Genomic DNA, 21,274 nt, shown 5'->3' on the forward strand with positions numbered 1-21,274 from the left:
CTCAGCCGCGTACCGACGTGAGCCGGCAGACGAGTGCGGTGACCGCGGTCGCCACCGCCGCCGCTCCGAGGAGCGGGAGGACCGGCACGTGGACCGTGCCGGTGTGCGAGCCGGTGACCAGGCCCGTCACCGCGTACTTCGCGGGCGAGCCGCTGGTCACCAGGGCCAGCAGCGCCGCGCCCACCGTCGCGGCGAGGGACCAGCCGCGCCGGCGCAGCACCGGCCGGGTGCACAGCGCGCCGGCCGCCGCCCCGAGCAGGGCGCAGCAGGCGGTGGCGAGCAGCCCGGCGAGCCCGGCGGACGCCGGCGGGACCTCGACCGTGTGGTCGGTACTGGCCGGCTCACTGATCAGCAGCACGACCGCGGTGGCGGCCGCACCCAGGAGGCCGGCGCTCCCCAGCGCCGCGAGCAGGGCCGCCAGATGGGCGCGCGGCTGCCCGCCCACGGCCGCGGCGACGACCGTCCGGGCGGCGGGCGGCTCCTGGGTGGCGCAGATCCGTACGAGCCACGCGGTGACGGGGAGCAGCCCGGCCGCGGTGTAGCCGAGCGAGTCGAGCACGGGTTGCCCCGAGCGGACGCCGACGGCGAGGAAGGCCACGTACAGCAGTACGGGGGCGAGCCAGCGCTGGGAGCGCAGCAGGAGGGCGGCCTGGTAGCGGATCAGTGCGCTCATGGCGTCTCGTCGGGGTTGCCGGGTGCGGTCGAGAGCCGGCTGATGTGCCAGGGCGGGCGGGCTGTGAGCAGGGCGCTCAGCAGGGCGTCCGAGTGGGCGGCGTCGACGGTGAGACTCAGCGTTCCGTCCTGCCCGGCGGTCCGTACCGGGCCGCCGGGCAGTGCGGCGGGGAGCGGGGCGCCGGGCGGGCCCGTGACCTCGATCCGGACCCGGGGGCCGGGCCGCGTCCCGGACGGGGCGGGCGTCCCCTCGGCCAGTCCGGCCCCCCCGACGCGCAGGACCGTGTCGACCGCGCCCGCCAGACGACGGGGGTCATGGTCGACGAAGACGACGGTGGATCCGGCGGCGACGCGGGCCGCGACGGCCCGGTCCAGTGCGTCCCGGGCCGCGGCGTCCAGGCCGGTCCAGGCCTCGTCCAGTACCAGCAACTCCGGCTCGGCCAGGAGCGCCTGGGCGACGGCGACCTTCTGGCTCGTTCCCTTGGAGAGCTCCGCGAGCGGGGTGCGGGCGTGTTCCGCGGCACCGAAGAGGGTGAGCCACTCCGCCGCCCGGCCGGCCGCCTCCGGTCGGCGCAGTCCGTGGATGCGGCCGAGGTGGACGAGGTATCCGGCGGCGGTGAAGGGCAGCGCCGCCGGAAACCGCTCGGGGACGTACGCCGTACGCGGCCGGCGGCCGGTGATCCGGCCCTCGGTGGGGGCGTCGATCCCGGCCAGCAGCCGCAACAGGGTGGACTTCCCGGTGCCGTTGGCCCCCTCGACGCGGACGAGGGAGCGCGCGGGCAGCGCGAGGTCGACCCCGCGCAGCACCCAGGGCCCGGCGAGGCCGTACCGCCGCCCCACCTCTCGCAACCGCAGGATCTCGGTGCTCAGTTGGACGACGCCTTCTCGGTCTTGAGCTCGCTGGGACGTACGATCACGAACCCTTCGCCGTCCAGGCGCAGCTGGACGGCCTCCCCGGAACCGCCGCGCAGCATCGAGCCGACGCTCTGCGAGCGGTGCAGTGACGTGTTCAGATGGGCGCTCCAGCCCACGACCGCGTCCGTGTCGACACAGACCGGCTGCTGGGGCGTGACGGGGATCACTATGGGGTGCCCCTCACACATCAGGCCGAGCTTGCCGTAGCCGCTGAAGACGCTGTTGAAGAGTCCGCCGCCGGTCATCCCGGCGCCCTTCACGGTCTTGATCTCGTAGGCGAGCGTGGCGTCGAAGCACAGCACGTTGCGGCCGTTGATGGTGAGGACGTCGCCCTGTTCCATCTCCACGATGAAGCAGTTGGCCGCCTCGTGCGCGAACCACGCCTCGCCCTGGCCCCGCACCGCCATCAGCGGTAGCCCCTCGCCGGTGACGGCCCGCTTGAGCATGCCGCCGAGGCCCTGCCCCTTGCGCTCGAACTGCAGATCACCACGGAAGGCGATCATCGAGCCCTGGCGGGCGTGCATCTCGCCGTTGACCGCGTACTTGATGGATTTGGCGTTCTGCAGGGTCATTCCGGGGGCGGTCGCCTGCTGTGCCATGTGCTCGCTGGAAAAGAGATCGCTCTTCATGCGCTGCATCCTCACCCGGAGGCTTCCATTCCGCCAAGGAGGAGATTGCGGGCGACTGGCAGACTGGGCGGGTGAGCAGCAACGACACCCCCGAGTCCCCGTCCGTTCCCACCGACCTGCCGGCCGACAGCCCCTTCCGCTCCGAGCGGACGAACCGGGACGAAGCGCCTCAGTACGTACTCCCGTTGGTGGTGCACATCGAGAAGACGGCACCCCCGGCCCGCACCGACGCCCTGCGCACGGCCGCCCGGGCGGTGCTGGTGATGCTCTCCGACGAGCGGTCGACGGGCGAGGGTGAGTGGGCCCAGCTGATGCGCGACTGGCAGGACGCCCGCATCCGCAAGGTGGTGCGGCGGGCGCGCGGCGCGGAGTGGCGGAAGGCCTGCGCACTGCCCGGGATCACGGTCACGGGTGAGACGGCCGAGGTGCGGGTCTACCCGCCGGTGCCGCTCGACGGCTGGCCGAAGGAGCTCGCCAAGCTCCAGGTCTCGGGGACGGATCTGGACGACCCCGAACCCCCGGCCGCGCCCGACCTCACCGGCCCGGTCCTCTGGCTGAACCCGGAGCTCGGCATGTCGGCGGGCAAGGAGATGGCGCAGGCCGGGCACGGGGCCCAGCTCGCCTGGTGGGAGTTGTCCGGGACGGAGCGCAAGGCGTGGCGCGAGGCGGGCTTCCCGCTCTCGGTCGCCACCCCGGACGCGGACCGCTGGAGGCAACTGACGGTGAGCGGGCTGCCGGTGGTGCGGGACGCGGGATTCACCGAGATCGCCCCGGGGTCGTGCACGGTGGTCGCCGACCATCCGGCGCTGCGCCCCTGACGGGCGGGTTCCCCGGTCCTGCTCCGTCCGATGATTCTTCCCGGCCCCTTGAACGAAGCGGTCCGTCGATACGTACCTCCTGACGCCGCCGCACTGGCCATACTGCCCAGTACGTTGAACGGCCGGTCAGTGCCCGGCCGTTGCGACCGGCGGTTGTCTGGACGCCGCCACGCCTCGGCCCGGGAGAATCCTCTGTGCGACGCATCAACGGAACAGCCCTCATCATCGCGGCGCTCGTCGCCACCCTCGGCGCCCTCGCCTACCCGGTCTGGTCGTACGCCGACCGCTCCGGCACCGGGCAGGCCAACCTGAACGCGTCGACCACCGCGACCCAGTGGGGCCCGCTCTCCGCGACCGACCGGGACTTCCTGGTGAAGGTGCGCCTGGCCGGTCTCTGGGAGCTGCCCGCCGGGCAGCAGGCGATCGAGCGGGCACCGACCGAGGCGATCAAGGCGGCCGGGGACCATCTGGTCGTCGGGCACACGGACCTGGACCGCAGGTCGCGGGACGTGGCCGCCAAGCTCGGCGTGGAGCTGCCGAACCAGCCGACCGAGCAGCAGCAGGGCTGGCTGCGGGAGATGACCGCGGCGAGCGGCCAGGAGTACGAGCGGAAGTTCGCCAATCTGCTGCGGGACTCGCACGGCAAGGTCTTCGCGCTGATCGCCCAGGTGCGGCACACCACCCGCAACTCGCTGATCCGGCAGTTGGCCACCGACGCCAACGTGACCGTGCTCGACCACATCACCATGCTGGAGGGCACGGGCTTCGTCGACTTCGACGCCCTGGCCCGTGAGGCGGCCGGGGCGGCGACGGCCAGCCCGACCGGACCTCCGGTGGCGCCGAGGGGCTCGGTCCTGCCGCAGCCCGTTCCCGCGGCTCCGACGGGGGACCAGTCGTTCACCTCGCGGCCCTCCACGGCGCCGATGCCCTGAGAGAGGGAAGCCGAAGTCCCGACAGAGGCGCCCGGCCGGCCGGGCGCCGGGAACCTCAAATGAAGCTCTGAACGTCCCCCTCTTCGGATTCAGCGCCGCGCGGCGGGGCCATGACCCCTGCACAGAGCGGCTGAGGGGGACGGCATGGAGCTGGGAATCGGGATCGGGTGGCGGCCGGAGATCGCCGATGCGGTGGAGTCGCTGCCGGGGATCGACTGGGTGGAAACGGTCGCGGAGAACCTCTGCGCCGACCACCTGCCGGCCTCCTTGGTACGGCTGCGGGAGCGCGGCGTCACCGTGGTCCCGCACGGCGTCTCGCTCGGCCTCGGCGGGGCCGACCGCCCCGACCCCGGCCGGCTCGCCGGCCTGGCGGACCGGGCCACCCTGCTGGGCGCGCCCCTGGTGACCGAGCACATCGCGTTCGTCCGGGCGGGCGGCGCGCGCACCGGGTCGCCGGTGGTGGAGGCGGGGCACCTGCTGCCCGTGCCGCGTACGTGGGCGGCGCTGGAGGTGCTGTGCGAGAACGTGCGCGTGGCGCAGGACTCGCTGCCGGTGCCGCTGGCGCTGGAGAACATCGCGGCGCTGATCTCCTGGCCGGACGAGGAGCTGACCGAGGGCCAGTTCCTGGCGGAGCTGGTCGAGCGCACGGGGGTGCGGCTGCTGATCGACGTGGCCAATCTGCATACGAACCACGTGAACCGGGGCGAGGACCCGGCCACGGCCCTCGACGAACTGCCAGTGGAGGCCATCGCGTACGTCCACGTGGCGGGCGGCGTGGAGAAGGACGGTGTCTGGCACGACACGCACGCCCACCCGGTCACCGCTCCGGTGCTCGACGTCCTCGCCGAACTCCGCTCCCGCATCGCCCCGCCCGGGGTCCTTCTGGAGCGCGACGACGACTTCCCGGCGGCCGCCGGGCTGGCGGGCGAACTGGACGCGATCCGCGCCACGCTCGACGCGGACCGGGGCGGCGTCCGCCGGCCGGTCCGGCGCACGCCGAGGGTCTTTCGTTCGGATCAGGCCGGATCAGGCGAGCCCAGCATGATCCGAACGAAAGACCCTCGGCCCGAGCCCGCGGCGCAGGACGCCGGGGACCCGGAGGCCCGGCGTGACCGGGTCGCGGTCGCGCAGGCCTCGCTGCTCTCCGCCCTCGTCGCGGGCACTCCCGCCCCCGAGGGCTTCGACCACCGCCGGCTCGGCGTCCAGAGCCGGGCGCTGGCCGCCAAGCGCGCCGACGTCGTCGCCAAAGTGGCCCCCGAACTCCCGGAGATCCTGGGTACCGGCTACCGGGACGCGTTCCTCGCGTACGCCAGGAGCCGTCCGATGTCCGCCGGATACCGGCGTGACGCCCTGGACTTCGCCGAGCAGTTGCTCATCGCCGACCGCCCCGCCGATGACGCGGCCCGCCGTCGGCTGACCCACTGGTGGCAGGACCGGGCGGCTCCCCGGCCGCCCCGCCGCACCGTCCGGCTGGCCCGTGCGGCCCGTTCCGTACTCGTAGGGAGGTGACCGGGATGACTACCTTCGCCCTGGTCCTGACGCTTGCCGTGGCGGTCTCGTCGGTGCTGCTGATCGCAGGGTCGGGCCGCGCCCGCCGCGGGGTCGCCGGCACGGCCCACGACCTCTCCGAGGTGGCGTTCCTGAACGGCGGTCCCGGCCGTGTGGTGGACAGCGCGCTCGCCGCGATGCTGGAGGACGGCAGGCTGACCGTCGGCGGGCCCGGGATCGTCGCGGTGCAACGCCCGGTCGCGCATGACCCGGTGGAGCGGGCCGTGCTCCAGGAGCAGGCCGCGGCTCCGAGCGGCGCCCTGCACACGCTGCGGAACGCGGTGATGCGCCATCCCGCCGTGCAGGAGCTCGGTGACGGCCTGGCCGAGCGGGGTTTGCTCAACGTGCCCGGGGCGAACCGGAAGTGGCGTCGCTGGGGCGTGACACAAGGGGTGGTCTGCCTGCTCGGCCTGCCGGCCTCCTTCGTCCTGACGATCGTCGAGTTCGACTCGGCCGACAGTCTCGGCCGGACGCCGGCGCCCTTCATCATCAAGGTGCTCCCGGCCCTGCTCGTCGGCGCCGTCATCGGGCTGGTCGTCGCGGGCAACGCCCGCGCCCGGATCACCAAGGCGGGCAGCAGGGCCGCGGCGGAGTTCCGTTTCGCCCACGCGTACGAGACGGGCGCGGCCCACCTCGTGGCGACGGCCGGGCCGCGGGCGCTCACCGACCCCGGGCTGCGGGCGCACCTCATCGCGGCCGCCCGGATGCGGCCCACGGGAGCGCCCACACCCTCGCCCTCGCACCACTCCTCCGACTCCTCGGCGCTGCTGCTGGTGCCGACGGTGTGGTGCGCCGGGTCCAGCCCCGGAGACGGCGGCTGCGGCGGCTCTGCCGGAAGCAGCGGCGGAGCCAACGGGTGCGGCTCCGGTTCCGGCTCCGGTTGCAGCTCGGGATCCAGTTGCGGTTCCGGCTCCAGTTGCGGTTCCGGCTCCAGTTGCGGTTCCGGTTCGAGTTGCAGCTCGGGTTCCAGCTGCAGTTCCGGCTCCAGTTGCGGCAGCAGTTCCTGAGCGGTCGCCGTCCGCATCATGAAATCCCCTGGCGCTCCCGGGCCGTCTCGCATAGGAATCCAGCATGCTCTGGGTTCTGTTCCTGCTGGTCGCATGGGGTGCGGCGGCCGTCTCCTGTGTCCGGCTCTGCCTCGCGGCCGCTCGCCCGGCCCCGCCGCGGGGCACGTCCGCCGAGGGGCGGGAGGGCCTCGCGGGGCGCGGGCCCGAACTCACGCTGTACGAGACCGCGTTCCTGGCCGGCGGCCCACACCGGGTCGCCGATCTGGCGCTCGTCACCATGCATCTGCGCCGCCGGCTGCTGCTCGCGCACACCGGCTGGGCGACGGTGGTCGACCCGGACGGCCGCGACGAGGTGGAGCGCACGGTGATCCGTGCCATCGGGCCGCAGGGCCAGTCGCCCATACCGCCGGTCCGCGCCGCGGCGGCCGCCGCCGATGCGGTACGCGCCCTCGCCGACCGGCTCGTCGCCGCGGGCCTGGCGCTGCCGGGCGGGGCGGGGACGGACGTCGTGTCGGCGATACGGGCGGTGCGCGGGGCGGCGTTGCTGGTGGCGGTGATGGGCGCCGCCGCGTTGCTCACGCCCGGCCGGGAGCCGGGCGGCTCGGGGGTGCCGGTGCTCGTCTGGTTCGGGCTGCCGCTCGTACTGACCCTGGGCGTTCTCGCCATCGCCCTGATCGAACTGCGTCCGTACGGCTCCTGGGCCTCGCCCGCCGGGCAGCGGCTCCTGGACGCGCGCACGGCGGGCGAGGGCGGCCCTGAGGGCGATGTGCTGATGGCGGTCGCCGTGCGGGGGGTGCGCGCGGTGGCCGACCCGGCGCTGCGGGCCGCGCTCGGCCGCGCTGCCCGGAACCCCCGTGAATGACACCGGTGCGGCGCGCAGGGAGCGCGCCGCACCGGGAGCCGAACCCGGTGTCGCTGGAACGGCGGGCGGCACGGTGTGCCGCGGTTCCGCCGTCTGATCTTCCGGGTTGGGGTGATCGGAACCCGCTCGCTACGCGAGCCCGGCCACCAGGTCTGCGACCGACTTGCGCCGGCCGGTGAAGAAGGGGACCTCCTCGCGGACGTGCATCCGCGCCTCGGAGGCCCGCAGGTGACGCATGAGGTCGACGATGCGGTACAGCTCGTCGGCCTCGAAGGCCAGCACCCATTCGTAGTCGCCGAGGGAGAACGAGGCGACGGTGTTGGCACGCACGTCCGGGTAGCCGCGGGCCATCTTGCCGTGGTCGGCGAGCATGCGGCGACGGTCCTCGTCCGGAAGCAGGTACCAGTCGTAGGAGCGCACGAAGGGGTACACGCTGATGTAGTCGCGCGGCGTCTCGTCGGCGAGGAACGCCGGGACGTGCGACTTGTTGAACTCGGCGGGGCGGTGCAGCGCCATGTTCGACCAGACCGGGTCGAGGCTCTTGCCCAGCCGGGTGCGCCGGAAGAGGTTGTACGCCTCCTGCAGCGCGTCCGAGGTCTCGGCGTGCCACCAGATCATGACGTCGGCGTCGGCGCGCAGGCCCGAGACGTCGTAGGTGCCGCGCACGGTGATGTCCTTGGCCGCGAGCTGGTCGAACAGCTCCTGGACCTCACCGGAGTACGCCGCACGGTCCGTATCGGCGGGCAGCACGTCGCGGAGCTTGAAGACGGACCACAGCGTGTAGCGGACGACGTCGTTGAGGTCCTTCGCCTTCTTGCCGGCGTTCGGGGCCTTGCTTGATGTCACAGTCTCAGGGGCACTCATACGGCTATTGTCCCGCCTCGCTCCGTGTGCCCTGAACCAGGGTCGGAGTGGCGATGATCTCTCCCGTGTCCGCGTGGCCGTCCCCCGAGACGTCCCGGACGATCTCGTCCGCGGCACGGTGGGCGCTCGCGATGCAGGCGGGGACGCCGACCCCGTCGTAGACCGCGCCGCACACGCGCAGCGCGGGCATCTTGGCGACCTCGTCGCGGATCCGCGCGACGCGGCCGAGATGGCCCACGGGGTACTGCGGCAGTCCGCCGATCCACCGGGTGACCTCGGTGGCGACGGGCTTCGCGGCCAGTCCGGTGGCCGCGGCGAGGTCGCTCAGGGACACGTCGACGAGTTCGCCGTCCTCGCGGTGCAGATGGTCCTCCTCGCCGTACCGGCCCACCGAGGTCCGCAGGACGAACAGGTCCGGTGCCGCGTCGGCGACCCACTGCCACTTGTGGGTGGAGAAGGTGGCGGCCTTGATGGTGTGGCCGTCGACCGGGGGGACCAGGAAGCCGGAGCGCCCGTCGAAGGCCGCGGAGCCCGTCACGTCGGAACGCCGGAAGGCCATGGTGACCAGGGCCACCGACGCGTACTCGACGCCCGCGAGCTCGGCGGACGCGGCCGGGGACTCCGCGGCGAGCAGGGTGGAGGCGGACCAGGCGGGGGTGGCGAGGACGATGCCGTCGGCGGTGATCACCCGGGCGTCGGTGCGCACGTCCCAGCCGTCGGGGCTGCGGGTCAGGCCCAGCACGGGGGTCTCGGTGAGGATCTCGCCACCGCCTGCGCGTACGGCGTCGGCCACGGCGCCCGGCAGGGTGCCGAGACCCCCGTCGATCCCCTGGAAGACCGGCCCGGTCTGCTGCCGGGCCGCGGCCTGCTCCTGGATCCGGGTGACCCCGTCGAGCAGGGAGCCCGCCTGCCGGGCGACCTCGAAGAGCTGCGGTACGGCGGCGCGCATCGAGATCCGGTAGGCGTCGCCCGCGTACACCCCGCCCAGGAGCGGCTCGACCAGCCGGTCGACGACCTCCCGGCCGAGGCGGTCGGCCACGTACGCGCCGACGGCCACGTCGTCGCCGACCGTGGTCGGGGTGAGGTCGCGTTCCTGGGCGATGCGGGCGAGGCCCTCGGGCGAGAGCACCTCACCGAGGACCGACGGGTCGCCGGGGACGCCCATCACATGGCCCTTGGGCATGGGACGCAACGCGTCGCGCGTCCACAGCGCCGCGGTGGCGGTGGCGGGCGGCTGGAGCCGGTCACCGAGGCCGACGGCGCGGGCCAGCGCGACCGCCTCCGGCCGGCGGGCGAGCATCGACTCGGCCCCGAGGTCGACCCGTACGCCCGCGATCTCACCGGTCATGAGCTTGCCGCCGAGCCGGTCGGTGGCCTCCAGGAGGGTGACCCTCAGACCGGTGCCGAGGAGCCGGTGGGCGGCCGCGAGCCCGGCGATGCCGCCGCCGATGACGACGACGTGGCCGGGGGCCCTGTCCGCGCGGTGTGTTGAACGCTGCATGCCCCCACTCTCTCAAATCGCTTCCGAGTCCTGACCGTGACCGCTTCGAAACCGCCGATCGGCAACCCGGGCGGCCGCCTCGCACGTCAAAGGGGAGCCACCAATCACCCGTCCTGGGGGGACAGTTATGCAGACAGCGCTCATCACCCGTACAGGCAGACGAACGGGCCGCCGTACCCGCACCGCGCTCGCGGCCGGGCTCCTCACCGCCGTCCTCGCGCTGAGCGGCTGCGGAGCGGCCGACGACTCCGGCTCCGCCTCCGACCAGCGCGCCCTTTCCGCCGAAGGACAGAACGCCGAAGGACAGAACAAGGCGGCCACGGGCGCCGGGGAGGCGGCCGCGGACGCCAAGGAGGGGCCGGCCGAGTCGGGTACACCGAAGAAGCCGGCCACGACGGCCGCCACGCACGTCATCCGTACCGCGTCCCTGTCCGTGGAGGTGAAGAGCGCGACCAAGGCGGCGGCAGCCGCCCGTACCGTCGCGCAGAACGCGGGCGGGCTGGTCGCCAACGAGTCGACCGAGCAGGTGGACGACACGCACGACTCCTCGCATCTGGTGCTGAGGGTGCCGCAGGGCGAGTACGACAGTGTGCTGCGGGAGCTCTCGGGTGCGGGCAAGCTGCTGTCCCGCACGTCGGCCGCCAAGGACGTCACCGACCAGGTCGTCGACGTGGACAGCCGGATCGCCACCCAGCGCACGAGCGTGGCGCGGGTCCGCAAGCTGATGGACCGGGCCGACAGGCTCGTCGACGTGGTCGCGCTGGAGGGCGAACTGAGCAGCCGTCAGGCCGCTTTGGAGTCCCTGCTCGCCCAGCAGGCCTCGCTCAGGGACCGTACGTCGCTGGCCACGATCACGCTCGATCTGACGGAGCCGGAGGCCGCGCCCGAGAAGGACGAGGACCCGGGGTTCCTGGACGCGCTGAGCGGTGGCTGGCACGCCTTCCTGACGATGCTGCGCTGGCTGGCCGTGGCGGTGGGCGCCACGGCTCCGTTCCTGGCCGCGGCGGCCGTTCTGCTGGTCCTGTGGCAGGTGCTGCGCCGCCGCCGGAGCGGGAGGGCGGGGCAGCAGCCGCCGGCCGGCCCGTGACGGCTCCCGAGGGCGCCGCCGCGCCCCGGGGGTGTGCCGCGCCGTAGCGTGGGCCCTTCGCAGTGGCGTCGAAGGGACCTGGCATGACGGCGGAACGACTGGTGATCATCGGTGGTGACGCGGCGGGCATGTCCGCCGCGTCCCAGGCGCGCCGGCTCAAGGGCCCGGACGAGCTGGTCATCACCGCCTTCGAACGGGGCAACTTCACCTCGTACTCGGCCTGCGGCATCCCGTACTGGGTCGGCGGTGACGTCGAACAGCGGGACGACCTGATCGCACGCACTCCCGAGGAACACCGGGCGCGCGCCATCGACCTGCGCATGCGCACCGAGGTGACCGAGATCGATGTCGCGGGGCAGCGGGTCCGCTCGCTGGACCGGGAATCGGGCGAGACCTCCTGGACCGGCTTCGACAAGCTGGTGATCGCGACGGGAGCCCGCCCGGTGCGGCCCGCGCTGCCCGGTATGGACGCGGCCGGGGTGCACGGCGTGCAGACCCTGGACGACGGGCAGGCCCTGCTCGACACCCTGGACCGGGCGAAGGGCCGGCGCGCGGTCGTGGTCGGCGCCGGGTACATCGGCGTCGAGATGGCCGAGGCGATGCTGAAGCACGGCTTCGAGGTGACCGTGCTCAACCGCGGCGAGCAGCCGATGGCGACGCTCGACCCGGACATGGGCCGCCTGGTCCACGACGCGATGGACGGGCTGGGGATCAGGACGGTGAACGGGGCCGGGGTCACGGCGATCCGTACCGGTACGGACGGCCGGGTGAGCGGCGTGGAGACGGCCGACGCGTCCTACCCGGCGGACGTGGTGGTGCTGGGCATCGGCGTCGAGCCGGAGACGACACTGGCGCGCGCCGTCGGGCTGCCGGTCGGCCCGCACGGCGGACTGCTCACGGACCTGTCGATGCGCGTCGTGGGCCATGACAACATCTGGGCGGGCGGCGACTGCGTCGAGGTCCTCGACCTGGTGGCGGGCCGCACCCGCCACATCGCACTGGGCACCCACGCCAACAAGCACGGCCAGCTCATCGGGTCCAACGTCGGTGGCGGTTACGGGACGTTCCCGGGCGTGGTGGGCACGGCGGTGAGCAAGGTCTGCGACCTGGAGATCGCCCGTACCGGTCTGCGCGAGAAGGACGCCCGCGCGGTGGGCCTGCGCTTCGTCACGGCGACGATCGAGTCGACGGGCCGGGCGGGCTACTACCCGGGGGCGCGGCCCATGACGGTGAAGATGCTCGCGGAGTACCGCACGGGGCGGCTGCTGGGCGTGCAGATCGTGGGCCGCGAGGGGGCGGCGAAGCGGGTCGACGTGGCGGCGGTGGCGCTCACCGCCGGGATGACGGTCGAGCAGATGACGGCCCTGGACCTGGGCTACGCCCCGCCGTTCTCCCCGGTCTGGGACCCGGTCCTGGTGGCGGCCCGCAAGACGGTCACCGCGCTGCGGAAGGCGGGCACCGCCTGAGCGGCGCCCGCCCCCGGCCGGTCAGCGGGCGGTGCTGGTGTGGACGTACTCGACGAGCCGCGACAGCGCGTCCGGGTCCATGTTCGGCATCACGCCGTGGCCCAGGTTGAAGATGTGGCCCTCCAGGCCGGCGGCCGCGTCCAGCACCTCCTGGGTCTTGGCCTCCACGGCGGCGGTCGGGGCGAACAGCACGGCGGGGTCGAGGTTGCCCTGGAGCGCCTTGCCGGGGCCGACGCGGCGCGCGGCCTCGTCCATCGGGACCCGCCAGTCGACGCCGACGACGTCCGCTCCGGCCTCGCCCATCAGACCGAGCAGCTCACCGGTGCCGACACCGAAGTGGATGCGCGGGACGCCGTACGGGGCGACGGCGTCGAAGACCTTCGCCGAGGCGGGCAGCACGGAGCGGCGGTAGTCGGCGGGGGCCAGGGCGCCCACCCAGGAGTCGAAGAGCTGCACGGCGCTGGCGCCGGCGTCGATCTGGACCTTGAGGAAGGCGCCGGTGATCTCGGCGAGGCGGTCGAGCAGGTCGGCCCAGAGCTCCGGGTCGCCGTACATCAGGGCCTTGGTGTGCTCGTGGTTGCGGGACGGGCCGCCCTCCACGAGGTAGCTCGCGAGGGTGAACGGCGCACCCGCGAAACCGATCAGCGGGGTGGCCCCCAGCTCGGCGGTGAGCAGCCCGATGGCCTCGGTGACGTACCAGACGTCCTCGGGCGTCAGGTCGCGCAGCCGGGCCAGATCGGCGCGGGTGCGGATCGGCTCGGCGATCACGGGTCCGACGCCGGGCTTGATGTCGAGGTCGATGCCGATGGCCTTGAGCGGGACCACGATGTCGCTGTAGTACACCGCGGCGTCGACCTTGTGGCGGCGGACGGGCTGCATCGTGATCTCGGCGACGAGCTCCGGCATCGTGCAGGAGTCGAGCATCGGGATGCCTTCGCGCACCTTCAGGTACTCGGGCAGCGAGCGCCCCGCCTGGCGCATGAACCAGACCGGCGTGTGCGGCACGGGCTCGCGCCGGCACGCCTTCAGGAACGCCGACTCGTGGGTGGCGGAGGTCTTCGTCTGGTGGCCCGAGGGGCGGTCAATGGCACTCACGCACAGAATCTTCGCATGCGCGCGGAATGAGCCCTGCCCCGCACGGGTGTCCTTCCGCGCGCGCGGCTCCGGTTCCGCCTACTCTTCCCGGCATGGCTTCGGCGCAGGGACACTTCTCCGATCAATCCGATGATGCTGACGGCACGGACAGTGCGGAGGGTGATTCCGTCCCGCCCGCGTTCCGTTCGGCGGTGGACGCGTTGCGCTCGGCGCGCCTGCGGCCCGAGCTGGAGGTGGATCCGACGAGGCCACCGAAGCGCCTGGCTCCTTATGCCCACGCGCTGGAGGCGGCGGTCGTCGACGGCGAGGACGATCTCGCCGACGGGCGGCTCGTCCTGCTCCACGACCCGGCCGGGCACGAGGCCTGGCAGGGCAATTTCCGGCTGGTGACGCTGGTGCGCGCCGAGCTGGAGCCGGAGATGGCGTCCGATCCGCTGCTGCCGGAGGTGTGCTGGTCGTGGCTGACCGGCGCGCTGGAGGCGCGCGGTCTGTCGTACGGGGAAGCGGGCGGCACGGTCACCCGGGCCGGTTCGCACTACTTCGGTGCGCTGGCGACGCGGCGTCCGGCCACGCAGATCGAGATCCGGGCGTCGTGGACGCCGCGCGAGGGCCGGGGCGGAGTGCCGGACACGGCGGCGCATCTGATGGCGTGGGGCGATCTGCTGTGCCAGATCGCCGGTCTGCCGCCGTCGGAGCCGGCGGACGCGGCCGTGGTGACGCTGCCGCAGCGGCGCGGGCCGCAGGTTCCGTAGGGCGTTGCGGCGTTCCCCCCACCTTCGCTCCGCTCCGGAGCGCCGCTCGGACCAGACGTCGCACGCCGCCCCGGGGCGGCGTTCCGGTTTCGTGACGCAGTGTCACAAGACCTCGCACAGTCACCGGCTCTCTTTTCGTACAATCGATCGCGCGTCCTATTTGCCCGAATTGTTACTCACTAAATCGTGATCTTCCTCTAAAGGAGCAGGGGTCTGCTGCCGAAGGAGTCAATGACCCTTCAAGCACGGTTCGCCCCGGCTTCATCCCCGAGCCGGCCCGTCCCGCCACTCCCCAGGAGGCCTGGTGTCCGTTCTCCTCGAGCAGCCCGCAAGCCTGGTCGCCTACCGCCCGAACAAGCCGACGGCCATGGTCGTCGTGGCCGACCCGCGCGTCCGTTCCACCGTCACCCGCCATCTGTGGGCACTCGGAGTACGTGACGTCATCGAGGCGTCGTCCATCGCGGAGGCCCGTCCCCGCGTCGGCAACCCGCGCGACATCTGCGTAGCCGACGTCCACCTGCCCGACGGTTCCGGGCTGACCCTGCTCTCCGAAACCCGAGCCGCCGGCTGGCCGAACGGCCTCGCCCTCTCCGCCGCCGATGACATCGGCGCCGTGCGCAACGCCCTCGCGGGCGGCGTCAAGGGCTACGTCGTCACCGGCACCCGTACGAACATCGGCCACCCCACCCGTCCCGGCGTCGCCCCCATCGGCGCCAACGCCGCCCGTATGCACCGCCGGCCCCCCGGCACCCCGAGCCACCCGGGCGGCTACCGCGAACTGTCCGGCCGCGAGGTGGAGGTCCTGCGGCTCGTCGCCGAAGGGCAGTCCAACAAGGCCATCGGCGTCTCCATGGGGCTGTCCGCCCTCACCGTCAAGAGCCACCTCGCCCGCATCGCCCGCAAGCTCGGCACCGGAGACCGCGCAGGCATGGTCGCCGTCGCCCTGCGGACGGGCATCATCCACTGAATCCCTTCGGATCCCCACCCCCGCCGGTGTGCAGAAATGCGGAACCGGCTGGAATACATGCATCGGCACCCGTCGACGGATCATTCCGTCGACGGGTGCCGTGCATACACAGATACCCTTGACACGTGACCGACGCCCAAGAGACCGCAGCAGACACTTCACTGCGAACCACCGGGGGCGCCCCCCCGGACGACGTCGCCCCGGCGCCGATCCCCTTGCTCGAACCTCGCGAGGGCATTCCGCCGGTGGTGGCCTCCGACGATGCCCTGGCCGGGGTGATCGCGGCCTTCGCCGCGGGCTCCGGCCCGGTGGCCGTGGACGCCGAGCGCGCCTCCGGTTACCGGTACGGGCAGCGCGCCTATCTCGTACAGCTGCGCCGTGACGGCGCGGGCAGCGCGCTCGTCGACCCGGTGGGCTGCCCGGACCTGTCCGGGCTCGGCGAGGCGCTCCGCGGCACCGAGTGGATCCTGCACGCGGCGACCCAGGACCTGCCCTGTCTGCGCGAGATAGGGATGACGCCGACCGGGCTCTTCGACACCGAGCTGGCCGGCCGGCTGGCCGGATTCCCGCGGGTCGGCCTCGGCGCGATGGTCGAGAACGTGCTCGGCTACTCGCTGGAGAAGGGCCACTCGGCCGTCGACTGGTCGACCCGCCCGCTGCCCGAGCCCTGGCTGCGCTACGCCGCACTCGACGTCGAGCTGCTGATCGACCTGCGCAACGCCCTGGAGGAGGAGCTCGACCGGCAGGGCAAGCTGGAATGGGCGCAGGAGGAGTTCTCCGCCATCGCCTCCGCGCCGCCCGCTCCCCCGCGCCAGGACCCGTGGCGTCGCACGTCCGGCATGCACAAGGTCCGCCGCCGCCGGCAGATGGCGGTGGTCCGCGAGCTGTGGACCATGCGTGACCAGATCGCCCAGCGCCGCGACATCTCCCCCGGCAAGGTGCTCGGCGACACCGCGATCGTGGAGGCCGCACTCGCGCTCCCGCCCAACGCCCACGCCCTCACCGCCCTGCCCGGCTTCGGCCACCGCATGGGCCGGCGCCAGCTGGAGCAGTGGCAGGCGGCCGTGGACCGCGCGAAGGAGCTGCCCGACTCGGAGCTCCCGCAGCCGGGCCAGCCCCTGGCCGGACCGCCGCCGCCCCGCGCCTGGGCGGACAAGGACCCGGCCGCCGCGGCCCGCCTGTCGGCCGCCCGCACCGCCGTGTCCGAGCTCGCGGAGCGGCTGCACATGCCGCAGGAGAACCTCATCACCCCCGACACCGTGCGCCGGGTGTGCTGGGAACCGCCGAAGAAGCTCACGCCGGACGCGGTGGAGAACGCCCTCGCCGGATACGGCGCGCGGCGCTGGCAGATCGAACAGGTGGCCCCCATCCTGCTGCACGCGCTCGCTCCCGAGGCCTGAAAAGGGCATCGGACAGGGGCGTATTCACGCCAGGTTGGCGCGGGCTTCCGCTGCGCGCATCCTCTCTTCCCATGGCCCGGACGGCCCCTCGCGGGGCCGTCCGGGCCATTTTGCGGATGTGACCTTCGCCGCTCCCGCCGCAAGGACTGGGCAGTCTGGTTACCCGCAAGTAGCATGAGCGGTGGCGGCACGCTTCCGGGCGTGCCCCGCAGCAGTGCCATCCCGCACCCTGGAGGAGAGCCACCGTGCCTCGTACCATCCGGGACGTCGTCTTCGTCGACGGCGTCCGCACCCCGTTCGGCAAAGCGGGCCCGAAGGGCATCTACCACGAGACCCGCGCCGACGATCTCGTCGTGAAGGCCATCCGGGAGCTGCTGCGCCGCAACCCGGACCTGGACCCCGCACTGATCGACGAGGTCGCCATCGCCGCGACCACGCAGATCGGCGACCAGGGCCTCACGCTCGGCCGCACCGCCGGCATCCTGGCCGGGCTGCCGCAGTCGGTCCCCGGCTACTCCATCGACCGCATGTGTGCGGGCGCCCTGACCGCCGTCACCTCGACGGCCGGTTCCATCGCCTTCGGCGCGTACGACGTCGTCGTCGCCGGTGGCGTCGAGCACATGGGCCGCCACCCGATGGGCGAGGGCGTGGACCCGAACCCGCGCTTCGTATCGGAGAAGCTGGTCGACGAGTCCGCCCTGTTCATGGGCATGACCGCGGAGAACCTGCACGACCGGTACCCCTCGATCACCAAGCAGCGCGCCGACGAGTACGCGGTGCGCTCGCAGGAGAAGGCCGCCAAGGCGTACGCCAACGGCAAGATCCAGCAGGACCTGGTGCCGGTCTCCGTGCGCCGCACCAACCCCGAGGCCGGTGAGACGGGCTGGGGCCTGGTCACCGCCGACGAGCCGATGCGCCCGGGCACCACGATGGAGTCCCTCGCCGGTCTGAAGACCCCGTTCCGCGCCCACGGCCGCGTGACGGCCGGTAACGCCGCGGGTCTCAACGACGGCGCCACCGCCTCGCTGCTCGCCGCCGAGGACGTCGCCCGCGAGCTGGGCCTCCCGGTCAGGATGCGCCTCGTCTCCTACGCCTTCGCGGGCGTCGAGCCGGAGGTCATGGGCTACGGCCCGATCCCGGCGACGGAGAAGGCCCTGTCGAAGGCCGGCCTGTCCATCTCGGACATCGGTCTCTTCGAGATCAACGAGGCGTTCGCCGTGCAGGTGCTCGCCTTCCTGGAGCACTACGGCATCGCCGACGACGACGCCCGCGTCAACCAGTACGGCGGCGCGATCGCCTACGGCCACCCGCTCGCCTCCTCCGGTGTCCGGCTGATGACCCAGCTGGCCCGTCAGTTCGAGGAGCAGCCCGAGGTCCGCTACGGCCTGACGACCATGTGCGTCGGCTTCGGCATGGGCGCGACGGTCGTCTGGGAGAACCCGCACTTCGACGGAGGCAGCAAGTGAGCACCACCACCACTGAGCTCCTGAAGGGCGCGGCCGAGCTGTTCCCCGGCGAGGTCGTCACCCAGGCGCACGTACGCCACCTGGACCTTCCGGCCGGTGCGGGCCGTTTCGCCCTCATCACGCTGGACAACGGCCTGGACCACACCAAGCCGACCACCTTCGGACCGCAGTCGCTGGCGAACCTGAACGCCGCCGTCGACCAGGTCGAGAAGGAGGCCGCCGAGGGCGCGATCACCGGCATCGGCATCACGGGCAAGCCGTTCATCTTCGCGGTCGGCGCCGACCTCAAGGGCGTCGAGCTGCTGAAGGAGCACAAGGACGCGCTCGCCATCGGCAAGGGCGGCCACGACGTCTTCCGCCGGCTCTCCTCCCTCGCCGTCCCGACGTTCGCGTACTACAACGGCGCGGCGATGGGGGGCGGTGTCGAGGTCGGTCTGCACTGCTCGTACCGCACCGTCTCCAAGGCCCTGCCCGCGTTCTCGCTGCCCGAGGTCTTCCTCGGCCTGGTCCCCGGCTGGGGCGGCTGCGCGCTGCTTCCCAACCTGATCGGTGCCGACCGCGCCGTCTCGGTGATCATCGAGAACTCGCTGAACCAGAACCGCCAGCTCAAGGGCAAGCAGGTCTTCGACCTCGGGATCGCCGACGCTCTCTTCGAGGGCGCCGACTTCCTGGAGCAGTCGCTGATCTGGACCGCGAACGTGCTGAACGGCACGCTCACGGTCGAGCGCCCCGAGATCGACCGCGGTGACGCCTGGGACCAGGCCGTCGCCCGCGGCAAGGCCATCGCCGACTCCAAGGTGCACGGCGCGGCCCCGGCCGCGTACCGCGCGCTGGAGATCATCGCCGCGGCCAAGGACGGCGACCTGGGCGCCGGCTTCGACCGCGAGGACCAGGCCCTGGCGGACCTGATCATGGGCGGCGAGCTGCGCTCCGGGATCTACTCGTTCAACCTGGTCCAGAAGCGCGCCAAGCGCCCGGCCGGCGCTCCGGACAAGGCCCTGGCCCGTCCGGTCACCAAGGTCGGCGTCGTGGGCGCGGGTCTGATGGCCAGCCAGCTCGCCCTGCTGTTCCTCCGCCGCCTCGAGGTACCGGTCGTCCTGACCGACATCGACCAGGCGCGCGTGGACAAGGGTGTGGGCTACGTCCACGCCGAGATCGAGAAGCTGCTCGGCAAGGGCCGCATCAACCAGGACAAGGCCAACCGCCTGAAGGCCCTGGTCTCCGGTGTGCTGGACAAGGCGGAGGGCTTCTCCGACGCCGACTTCATCATCGAGGCCGTCTTCGAGGAGATCGGCGTCAAGCAGCAGGTGTTCGCGGAGGTCGAGGCGGTCGCCCCGGCGCACGCCATCCTCGCCACCAACACCTCCTCCCTCTCGGTCACCGAGATGGCGTCGAAGCTGAAGAACCCCGAGCGGGTCGTCGGCTTCCACTTCTTCAACCCGGTCGCGATCCTCCCGCTCCTGGAGATCGTCCGCGGCGAGCAGACGGACGACGCCTCGCTGGCCACGGCCTTCGGGGTCGCCCGCAAGCTGAAGAAGACCGCGGTCCTGGTGAAGGACGCCCCGGCGTTCGTCGTCAACCGCATCCTCACCCGCTTCATGGGCGAGATCCAGAACGTCATCGACGAGGGCACCCCGGTCGAGGTCGCGGAGAAGGCCATCGAGCCGCTCGGCCTGCCGATGTCCCCGCTGGTGCTCCTGGAGCTGGTCGGCCCGGCCATCGGCCTGCACGTCTCCGAGACCCTGAACCGCGCCTTCCCGGAGCGCTTCACCGTCTCCGAGAACCTGGCCGCGGTCGTCAAGGCCGGCAAGCGCGGCTTCTACGTCTATGACTCCGGCAAGCCGGAGCTGGACCCGGAGGTCGCCGCCCTCCTGAAGCAGGGCGACACCGTCCTGACCGAGGAGCAGGTCCGCGACCGCGTCCTGGACGCGGTCGCGCAGGAGATCGGCCTGATGCTGGACGAGGGCGTCGTCGCCGAGGCCCAGGACATCGACCTCTGCCTGATCACGGGCGCGGGCTGGCCCTTCCACCTGGGCGGCATCACGCCGTACCTGGACCGCGAGGGCGTTTCCGAGCGGGTGAACGGGAAGAAGTTCCTGGCGCGGGGCGTGGCGAGCGTTCCGGCGTAACGCGCTTCGCTGATACGCGCACGGGCCGTACGGATCTCGCTTCCGTACGGCCCGTCCGTCTCTCCGGTGCCCCCTGGCCTGTGCTTCGTCGCCGTATGCTGCGCAGACCGAACTCGCCCGGGTACACGCCGCCTTGCTGGAGGAGGTGTGCGAGGACGACGGACGCGGCGACCGCATCGGTACGGCGTTCGCCGTCAAGGAGCAGATGACCGACGCTCGTTCTCGCTGCTACCGGATGCCCGCCTCCTGTACGAACTCACCCAGCCACGCCCGGAATTGCGGGCCGAGGTCCTCGCGCTCGCAAGCCAGCCGGACGACGGCACGCAGATAGTCGCCGCGATCCCCGGTGTCGTAGCGGCGGCCGCGGAAGACCACCGCGTGGACGGGCCCGCCGAGCGTCGGATCGAGGGCCAGTTGGCGGAGAGCGTCAGTCAGTTGGATCTCACCGCCGCGGCCGGGCGGTGTCTTGCGCAGGACCTCGAAGATCTGCGGGGCGAGGACGTACCGCCCGATCACGGCAAGATTGCTGGGCGCGGTGCCGGGTTCGGGCTTCTCCACGAGATCGGTGACGGTCAAAACGTCGCCCGTCTCATCCTCCAGGGGGGCCACAGCCGCGCATCCGTACAGGTGCGTCCGGTCGTCCTCGACCTCCATGAGCGCCACGACGCTGCCGCCGTGCTGCTCCTGGACCTCCAGCATCCGGGCGAGCAGCGGATCCCGCTCGTCGATGAGGTCGTCGCCGAGCAACACCGCGAACGGGGCGTCACCGACATGCGGTTCGGCACAGAGGACGGCGTGCCCCAGGCCGAGCGGGTTGCCCTGCCGCACATAGTGGACGTCGGCCAGTTCGCTCGACTCACGGACCTGCCGCAGCTTGCCGGAATCGCCCTTCAGCTCCAGCAGGTGCTCCAGTTCGTAAGCACGGTCGAAGTGGTCCTCCAGGGCCCGCTTGTTACGGCCGGTGACCATGAGGACGTCATCGAGTCCGCTGCGTACGGCCTCCGCCACCACGTACTCGATCGCGGGCCGGTCCACGACCGGGAGCATCTCCTTGGGAGTCGCCTTGGTCGCGGGGAGGAATCGGGTGCCAAGACCCGCTGCCGGGATGACGGCCTTGCGGGTGCGGCGGTGGTGCGAAGGCATGAACGTGTGCTCCAGCGGGTG

Annotated in this window: 19 protein-coding genes; 12 read left to right on the top strand and 7 right to left on the bottom strand. The window is 72.5% G+C overall.

Annotated elements, in window-relative coordinates; genetic code table 11:
• Position 1: 1 nt before the first annotated feature.
• The 3 genes from ACFYPA_RS06840 to ACFYPA_RS06850 are packed head-to-tail and all read right to left on the bottom strand — an operon-like array spanning position 2 to position 2,216.
• Positions 2–673: an ABC transporter gene (locus ACFYPA_RS06840; RefSeq protein WP_359349360.1), complete on the bottom strand. Its 672-nt coding sequence runs from the start codon at positions 671–673 to the stop codon at positions 2–4.
• On the bottom strand, positions 670–1,479 hold the full coding sequence (locus tag ACFYPA_RS06845) for an ATP-binding cassette domain-containing protein (RefSeq protein WP_389130404.1): 810 nt from the start codon (positions 1,477–1,479) through the stop codon (positions 670–672). The genes ACFYPA_RS06840 and ACFYPA_RS06845 overlap by 4 nt, the downstream gene beginning before the upstream one ends.
• Positions 1,480–1,538: 59 nt before the next feature.
• Positions 1,539–2,216, bottom strand: a complete 678-nt coding sequence (locus ACFYPA_RS06850; RefSeq protein WP_219566541.1) for an AIM24 family protein — start codon at positions 2,214–2,216, stop codon at positions 1,539–1,541.
• A gap of 71 nt (positions 2,217–2,287) precedes the next feature.
• Here ACFYPA_RS06850 and ACFYPA_RS06855 point away from each other — a divergent pair, with 71 nt between their 5' ends.
• The 5 genes from ACFYPA_RS06855 to ACFYPA_RS06875 all read left to right on the top strand — a co-directional run bounded on the left by ACFYPA_RS06855 (position 2,288) and on the right by ACFYPA_RS06875 (position 7,383).
• Entirely contained in the window at positions 2,288–3,034 is a 747-nt protein-coding gene (locus ACFYPA_RS06855) for a peptidyl-tRNA hydrolase (protein WP_359084401.1), read from the top strand.
• A 194-nt stretch (positions 3,035–3,228) separates the two neighbouring features.
• Positions 3,229–3,966 (top strand): DUF4142 domain-containing protein, encoded by a 738-nt coding sequence (locus tag ACFYPA_RS06860; protein ID WP_359084402.1) that lies wholly within the window; start codon positions 3,229–3,231, stop codon positions 3,964–3,966.
• A 144-nt stretch (positions 3,967–4,110) separates the two neighbouring features.
• The gene (locus ACFYPA_RS06865) at positions 4,111–5,475 is read left to right on the top strand and encodes a DUF692 domain-containing protein (protein WP_359318753.1); all 1,365 of its coding nucleotides are present in this window, start codon (positions 4,111–4,113) and stop codon (positions 5,473–5,475) included.
• Between the two features lie 5 nt (positions 5,476–5,480).
• Positions 5,481–6,521 carry a TIGR04222 domain-containing membrane protein gene (locus ACFYPA_RS06870; protein ID WP_389130208.1) on the top strand — a complete coding sequence of 347 codons (1,041 nt, stop codon included), beginning with the start codon at positions 5,481–5,483 and terminating at the stop codon, positions 6,519–6,521.
• A 64-nt stretch (positions 6,522–6,585) separates the two neighbouring features.
• Positions 6,586–7,383, top strand: coding sequence for a TIGR04222 domain-containing membrane protein (locus ACFYPA_RS06875; RefSeq protein ID WP_359349349.1), 798 nt, complete (start codon positions 6,586–6,588; stop codon positions 7,381–7,383).
• 129 nt (positions 7,384–7,512) lie between these two features.
• Here the strand turns inward: ACFYPA_RS06875 and hemQ are convergent, their stop codons facing one another.
• Positions 7,513–8,247 carry a hydrogen peroxide-dependent heme synthase gene (hemQ, locus tag ACFYPA_RS06880; RefSeq protein WP_359084406.1) on the bottom strand — a complete coding sequence of 245 codons (735 nt, stop codon included), beginning with the start codon at positions 8,245–8,247 and terminating at the stop codon, positions 7,513–7,515.
• A gap of 4 nt (positions 8,248–8,251) precedes the next feature.
• The gene (hemG, locus tag ACFYPA_RS06885) at positions 8,252–9,748 is read right to left on the bottom strand and encodes a protoporphyrinogen oxidase (protein ID WP_359349346.1); all 1,497 of its coding nucleotides are present in this window, start codon (positions 9,746–9,748) and stop codon (positions 8,252–8,254) included.
• A 127-nt stretch (positions 9,749–9,875) separates the two neighbouring features.
• Here hemG and ACFYPA_RS06890 point away from each other — a divergent pair, with 127 nt between their 5' ends.
• Positions 9,876–10,835: a DUF4349 domain-containing protein gene (locus ACFYPA_RS06890; RefSeq protein WP_359084408.1), complete on the top strand. Its 960-nt coding sequence runs from the start codon at positions 9,876–9,878 to the stop codon at positions 10,833–10,835.
• Between the two features lie 83 nt (positions 10,836–10,918).
• Entirely contained in the window at positions 10,919–12,301 is a 1,383-nt protein-coding gene (locus ACFYPA_RS06895; protein WP_389130213.1) for an FAD-dependent oxidoreductase, read from the top strand.
• A gap of 21 nt (positions 12,302–12,322) precedes the next feature.
• Here the strand turns inward: ACFYPA_RS06895 and hemE are convergent, their stop codons facing one another.
• The gene (gene hemE / locus ACFYPA_RS06900; protein WP_359084411.1) at positions 12,323–13,396 is read right to left on the bottom strand and encodes a uroporphyrinogen decarboxylase; all 1,074 of its coding nucleotides are present in this window, start codon (positions 13,394–13,396) and stop codon (positions 12,323–12,325) included.
• A gap of 92 nt (positions 13,397–13,488) precedes the next feature.
• Here hemE and ACFYPA_RS06905 point away from each other — a divergent pair, with 92 nt between their 5' ends.
• From ACFYPA_RS06905 to ACFYPA_RS06925, 5 genes are all read left to right on the top strand, one after another.
• Positions 13,489–14,148, top strand: coding sequence for a DUF3000 domain-containing protein (locus tag ACFYPA_RS06905; protein ID WP_359084412.1), 660 nt, complete (start codon positions 13,489–13,491; stop codon positions 14,146–14,148).
• A 304-nt stretch (positions 14,149–14,452) separates the two neighbouring features.
• On the top strand, positions 14,453–15,115 hold the full coding sequence (locus ACFYPA_RS06910) for a response regulator transcription factor (protein ID WP_024488613.1): 663 nt from the start codon (positions 14,453–14,455) through the stop codon (positions 15,113–15,115).
• A 125-nt stretch (positions 15,116–15,240) separates the two neighbouring features.
• Positions 15,241–16,515, top strand: a complete 1,275-nt coding sequence (locus ACFYPA_RS06915; RefSeq protein ID WP_359084415.1) for a ribonuclease D — start codon at positions 15,241–15,243, stop codon at positions 16,513–16,515.
• 245 nt (positions 16,516–16,760) lie between these two features.
• On the top strand, positions 16,761–17,981 hold the full coding sequence (locus tag ACFYPA_RS06920) for an acetyl-CoA C-acyltransferase (protein WP_359084417.1): 1,221 nt from the start codon (positions 16,761–16,763) through the stop codon (positions 17,979–17,981).
• Positions 17,978–20,110, top strand: coding sequence for a 3-hydroxyacyl-CoA dehydrogenase NAD-binding domain-containing protein (locus ACFYPA_RS06925; RefSeq protein ID WP_359084419.1), 2,133 nt, complete (start codon positions 17,978–17,980; stop codon positions 20,108–20,110). The genes ACFYPA_RS06920 and ACFYPA_RS06925 overlap by 4 nt, the downstream gene beginning before the upstream one ends.
• Before the next feature lie 228 nt (positions 20,111–20,338).
• Here ACFYPA_RS06925 and galU read toward each other — a convergent pair whose 3' ends face one another.
• Complete coding sequence (gene galU / locus ACFYPA_RS06930) at positions 20,339–21,253, bottom strand: UTP--glucose-1-phosphate uridylyltransferase GalU (RefSeq protein WP_389130218.1); 915 nt, start codon at positions 21,251–21,253, stop codon at positions 20,339–20,341.
• Positions 21,254–21,274 lie beyond the last annotated feature (21 nt).

Source organism: Streptomyces sp. NPDC005775 (assembly GCF_042871565.1).
In the GTDB taxonomy this organism is placed as follows: domain Bacteria; phylum Actinomycetota; class Actinomycetes; order Streptomycetales; family Streptomycetaceae; genus Streptomyces.

Excerpts from the sequence above, each read along its gene's own strand:
- ACFYPA_RS06840 (WP_359349360.1), bottom strand. The coding sequence starts at position 673 with ATGAGCGCACTGATCCGCTACCAGGCCGCCCTCCTGCTGCGCTCCCAG.
- ACFYPA_RS06850 (WP_219566541.1), bottom strand. The coding sequence starts at position 2,216 with ATGAAGAGCGATCTCTTTTCCAGCGAGCACATGGCACAGCAGGCGACC.
- ACFYPA_RS06865 (WP_359318753.1), top strand. The coding sequence starts at position 4,111 with ATGGAGCTGGGAATCGGGATCGGGTGGCGGCCGGAGATCGCCGATGCG.
- ACFYPA_RS06870 (WP_389130208.1), top strand. The coding sequence starts at position 5,481 with ATGACTACCTTCGCCCTGGTCCTGACGCTTGCCGTGGCGGTCTCGTCG.
- ACFYPA_RS06875 (WP_359349349.1), top strand. The coding sequence starts at position 6,586 with ATGCTCTGGGTTCTGTTCCTGCTGGTCGCATGGGGTGCGGCGGCCGTC.
- hemQ (WP_359084406.1), bottom strand. The coding sequence starts at position 8,247 with ATGAGTGCCCCTGAGACTGTGACATCAAGCAAGGCCCCGAACGCCGGC.
- hemG (WP_359349346.1), bottom strand. The coding sequence starts at position 9,748 with ATGCAGCGTTCAACACACCGCGCGGACAGGGCCCCCGGCCACGTCGTC.
- ACFYPA_RS06890 (WP_359084408.1), top strand. The coding sequence starts at position 9,876 with ATGCAGACAGCGCTCATCACCCGTACAGGCAGACGAACGGGCCGCCGT.
- ACFYPA_RS06895 (WP_389130213.1), top strand. The coding sequence starts at position 10,919 with ATGACGGCGGAACGACTGGTGATCATCGGTGGTGACGCGGCGGGCATG.
- ACFYPA_RS06905 (WP_359084412.1), top strand. The coding sequence starts at position 13,489 with ATGGCTTCGGCGCAGGGACACTTCTCCGATCAATCCGATGATGCTGAC.
- galU (WP_389130218.1), bottom strand. The coding sequence starts at position 21,253 with ATGCCTTCGCACCACCGCCGCACCCGCAAGGCCGTCATCCCGGCAGCG.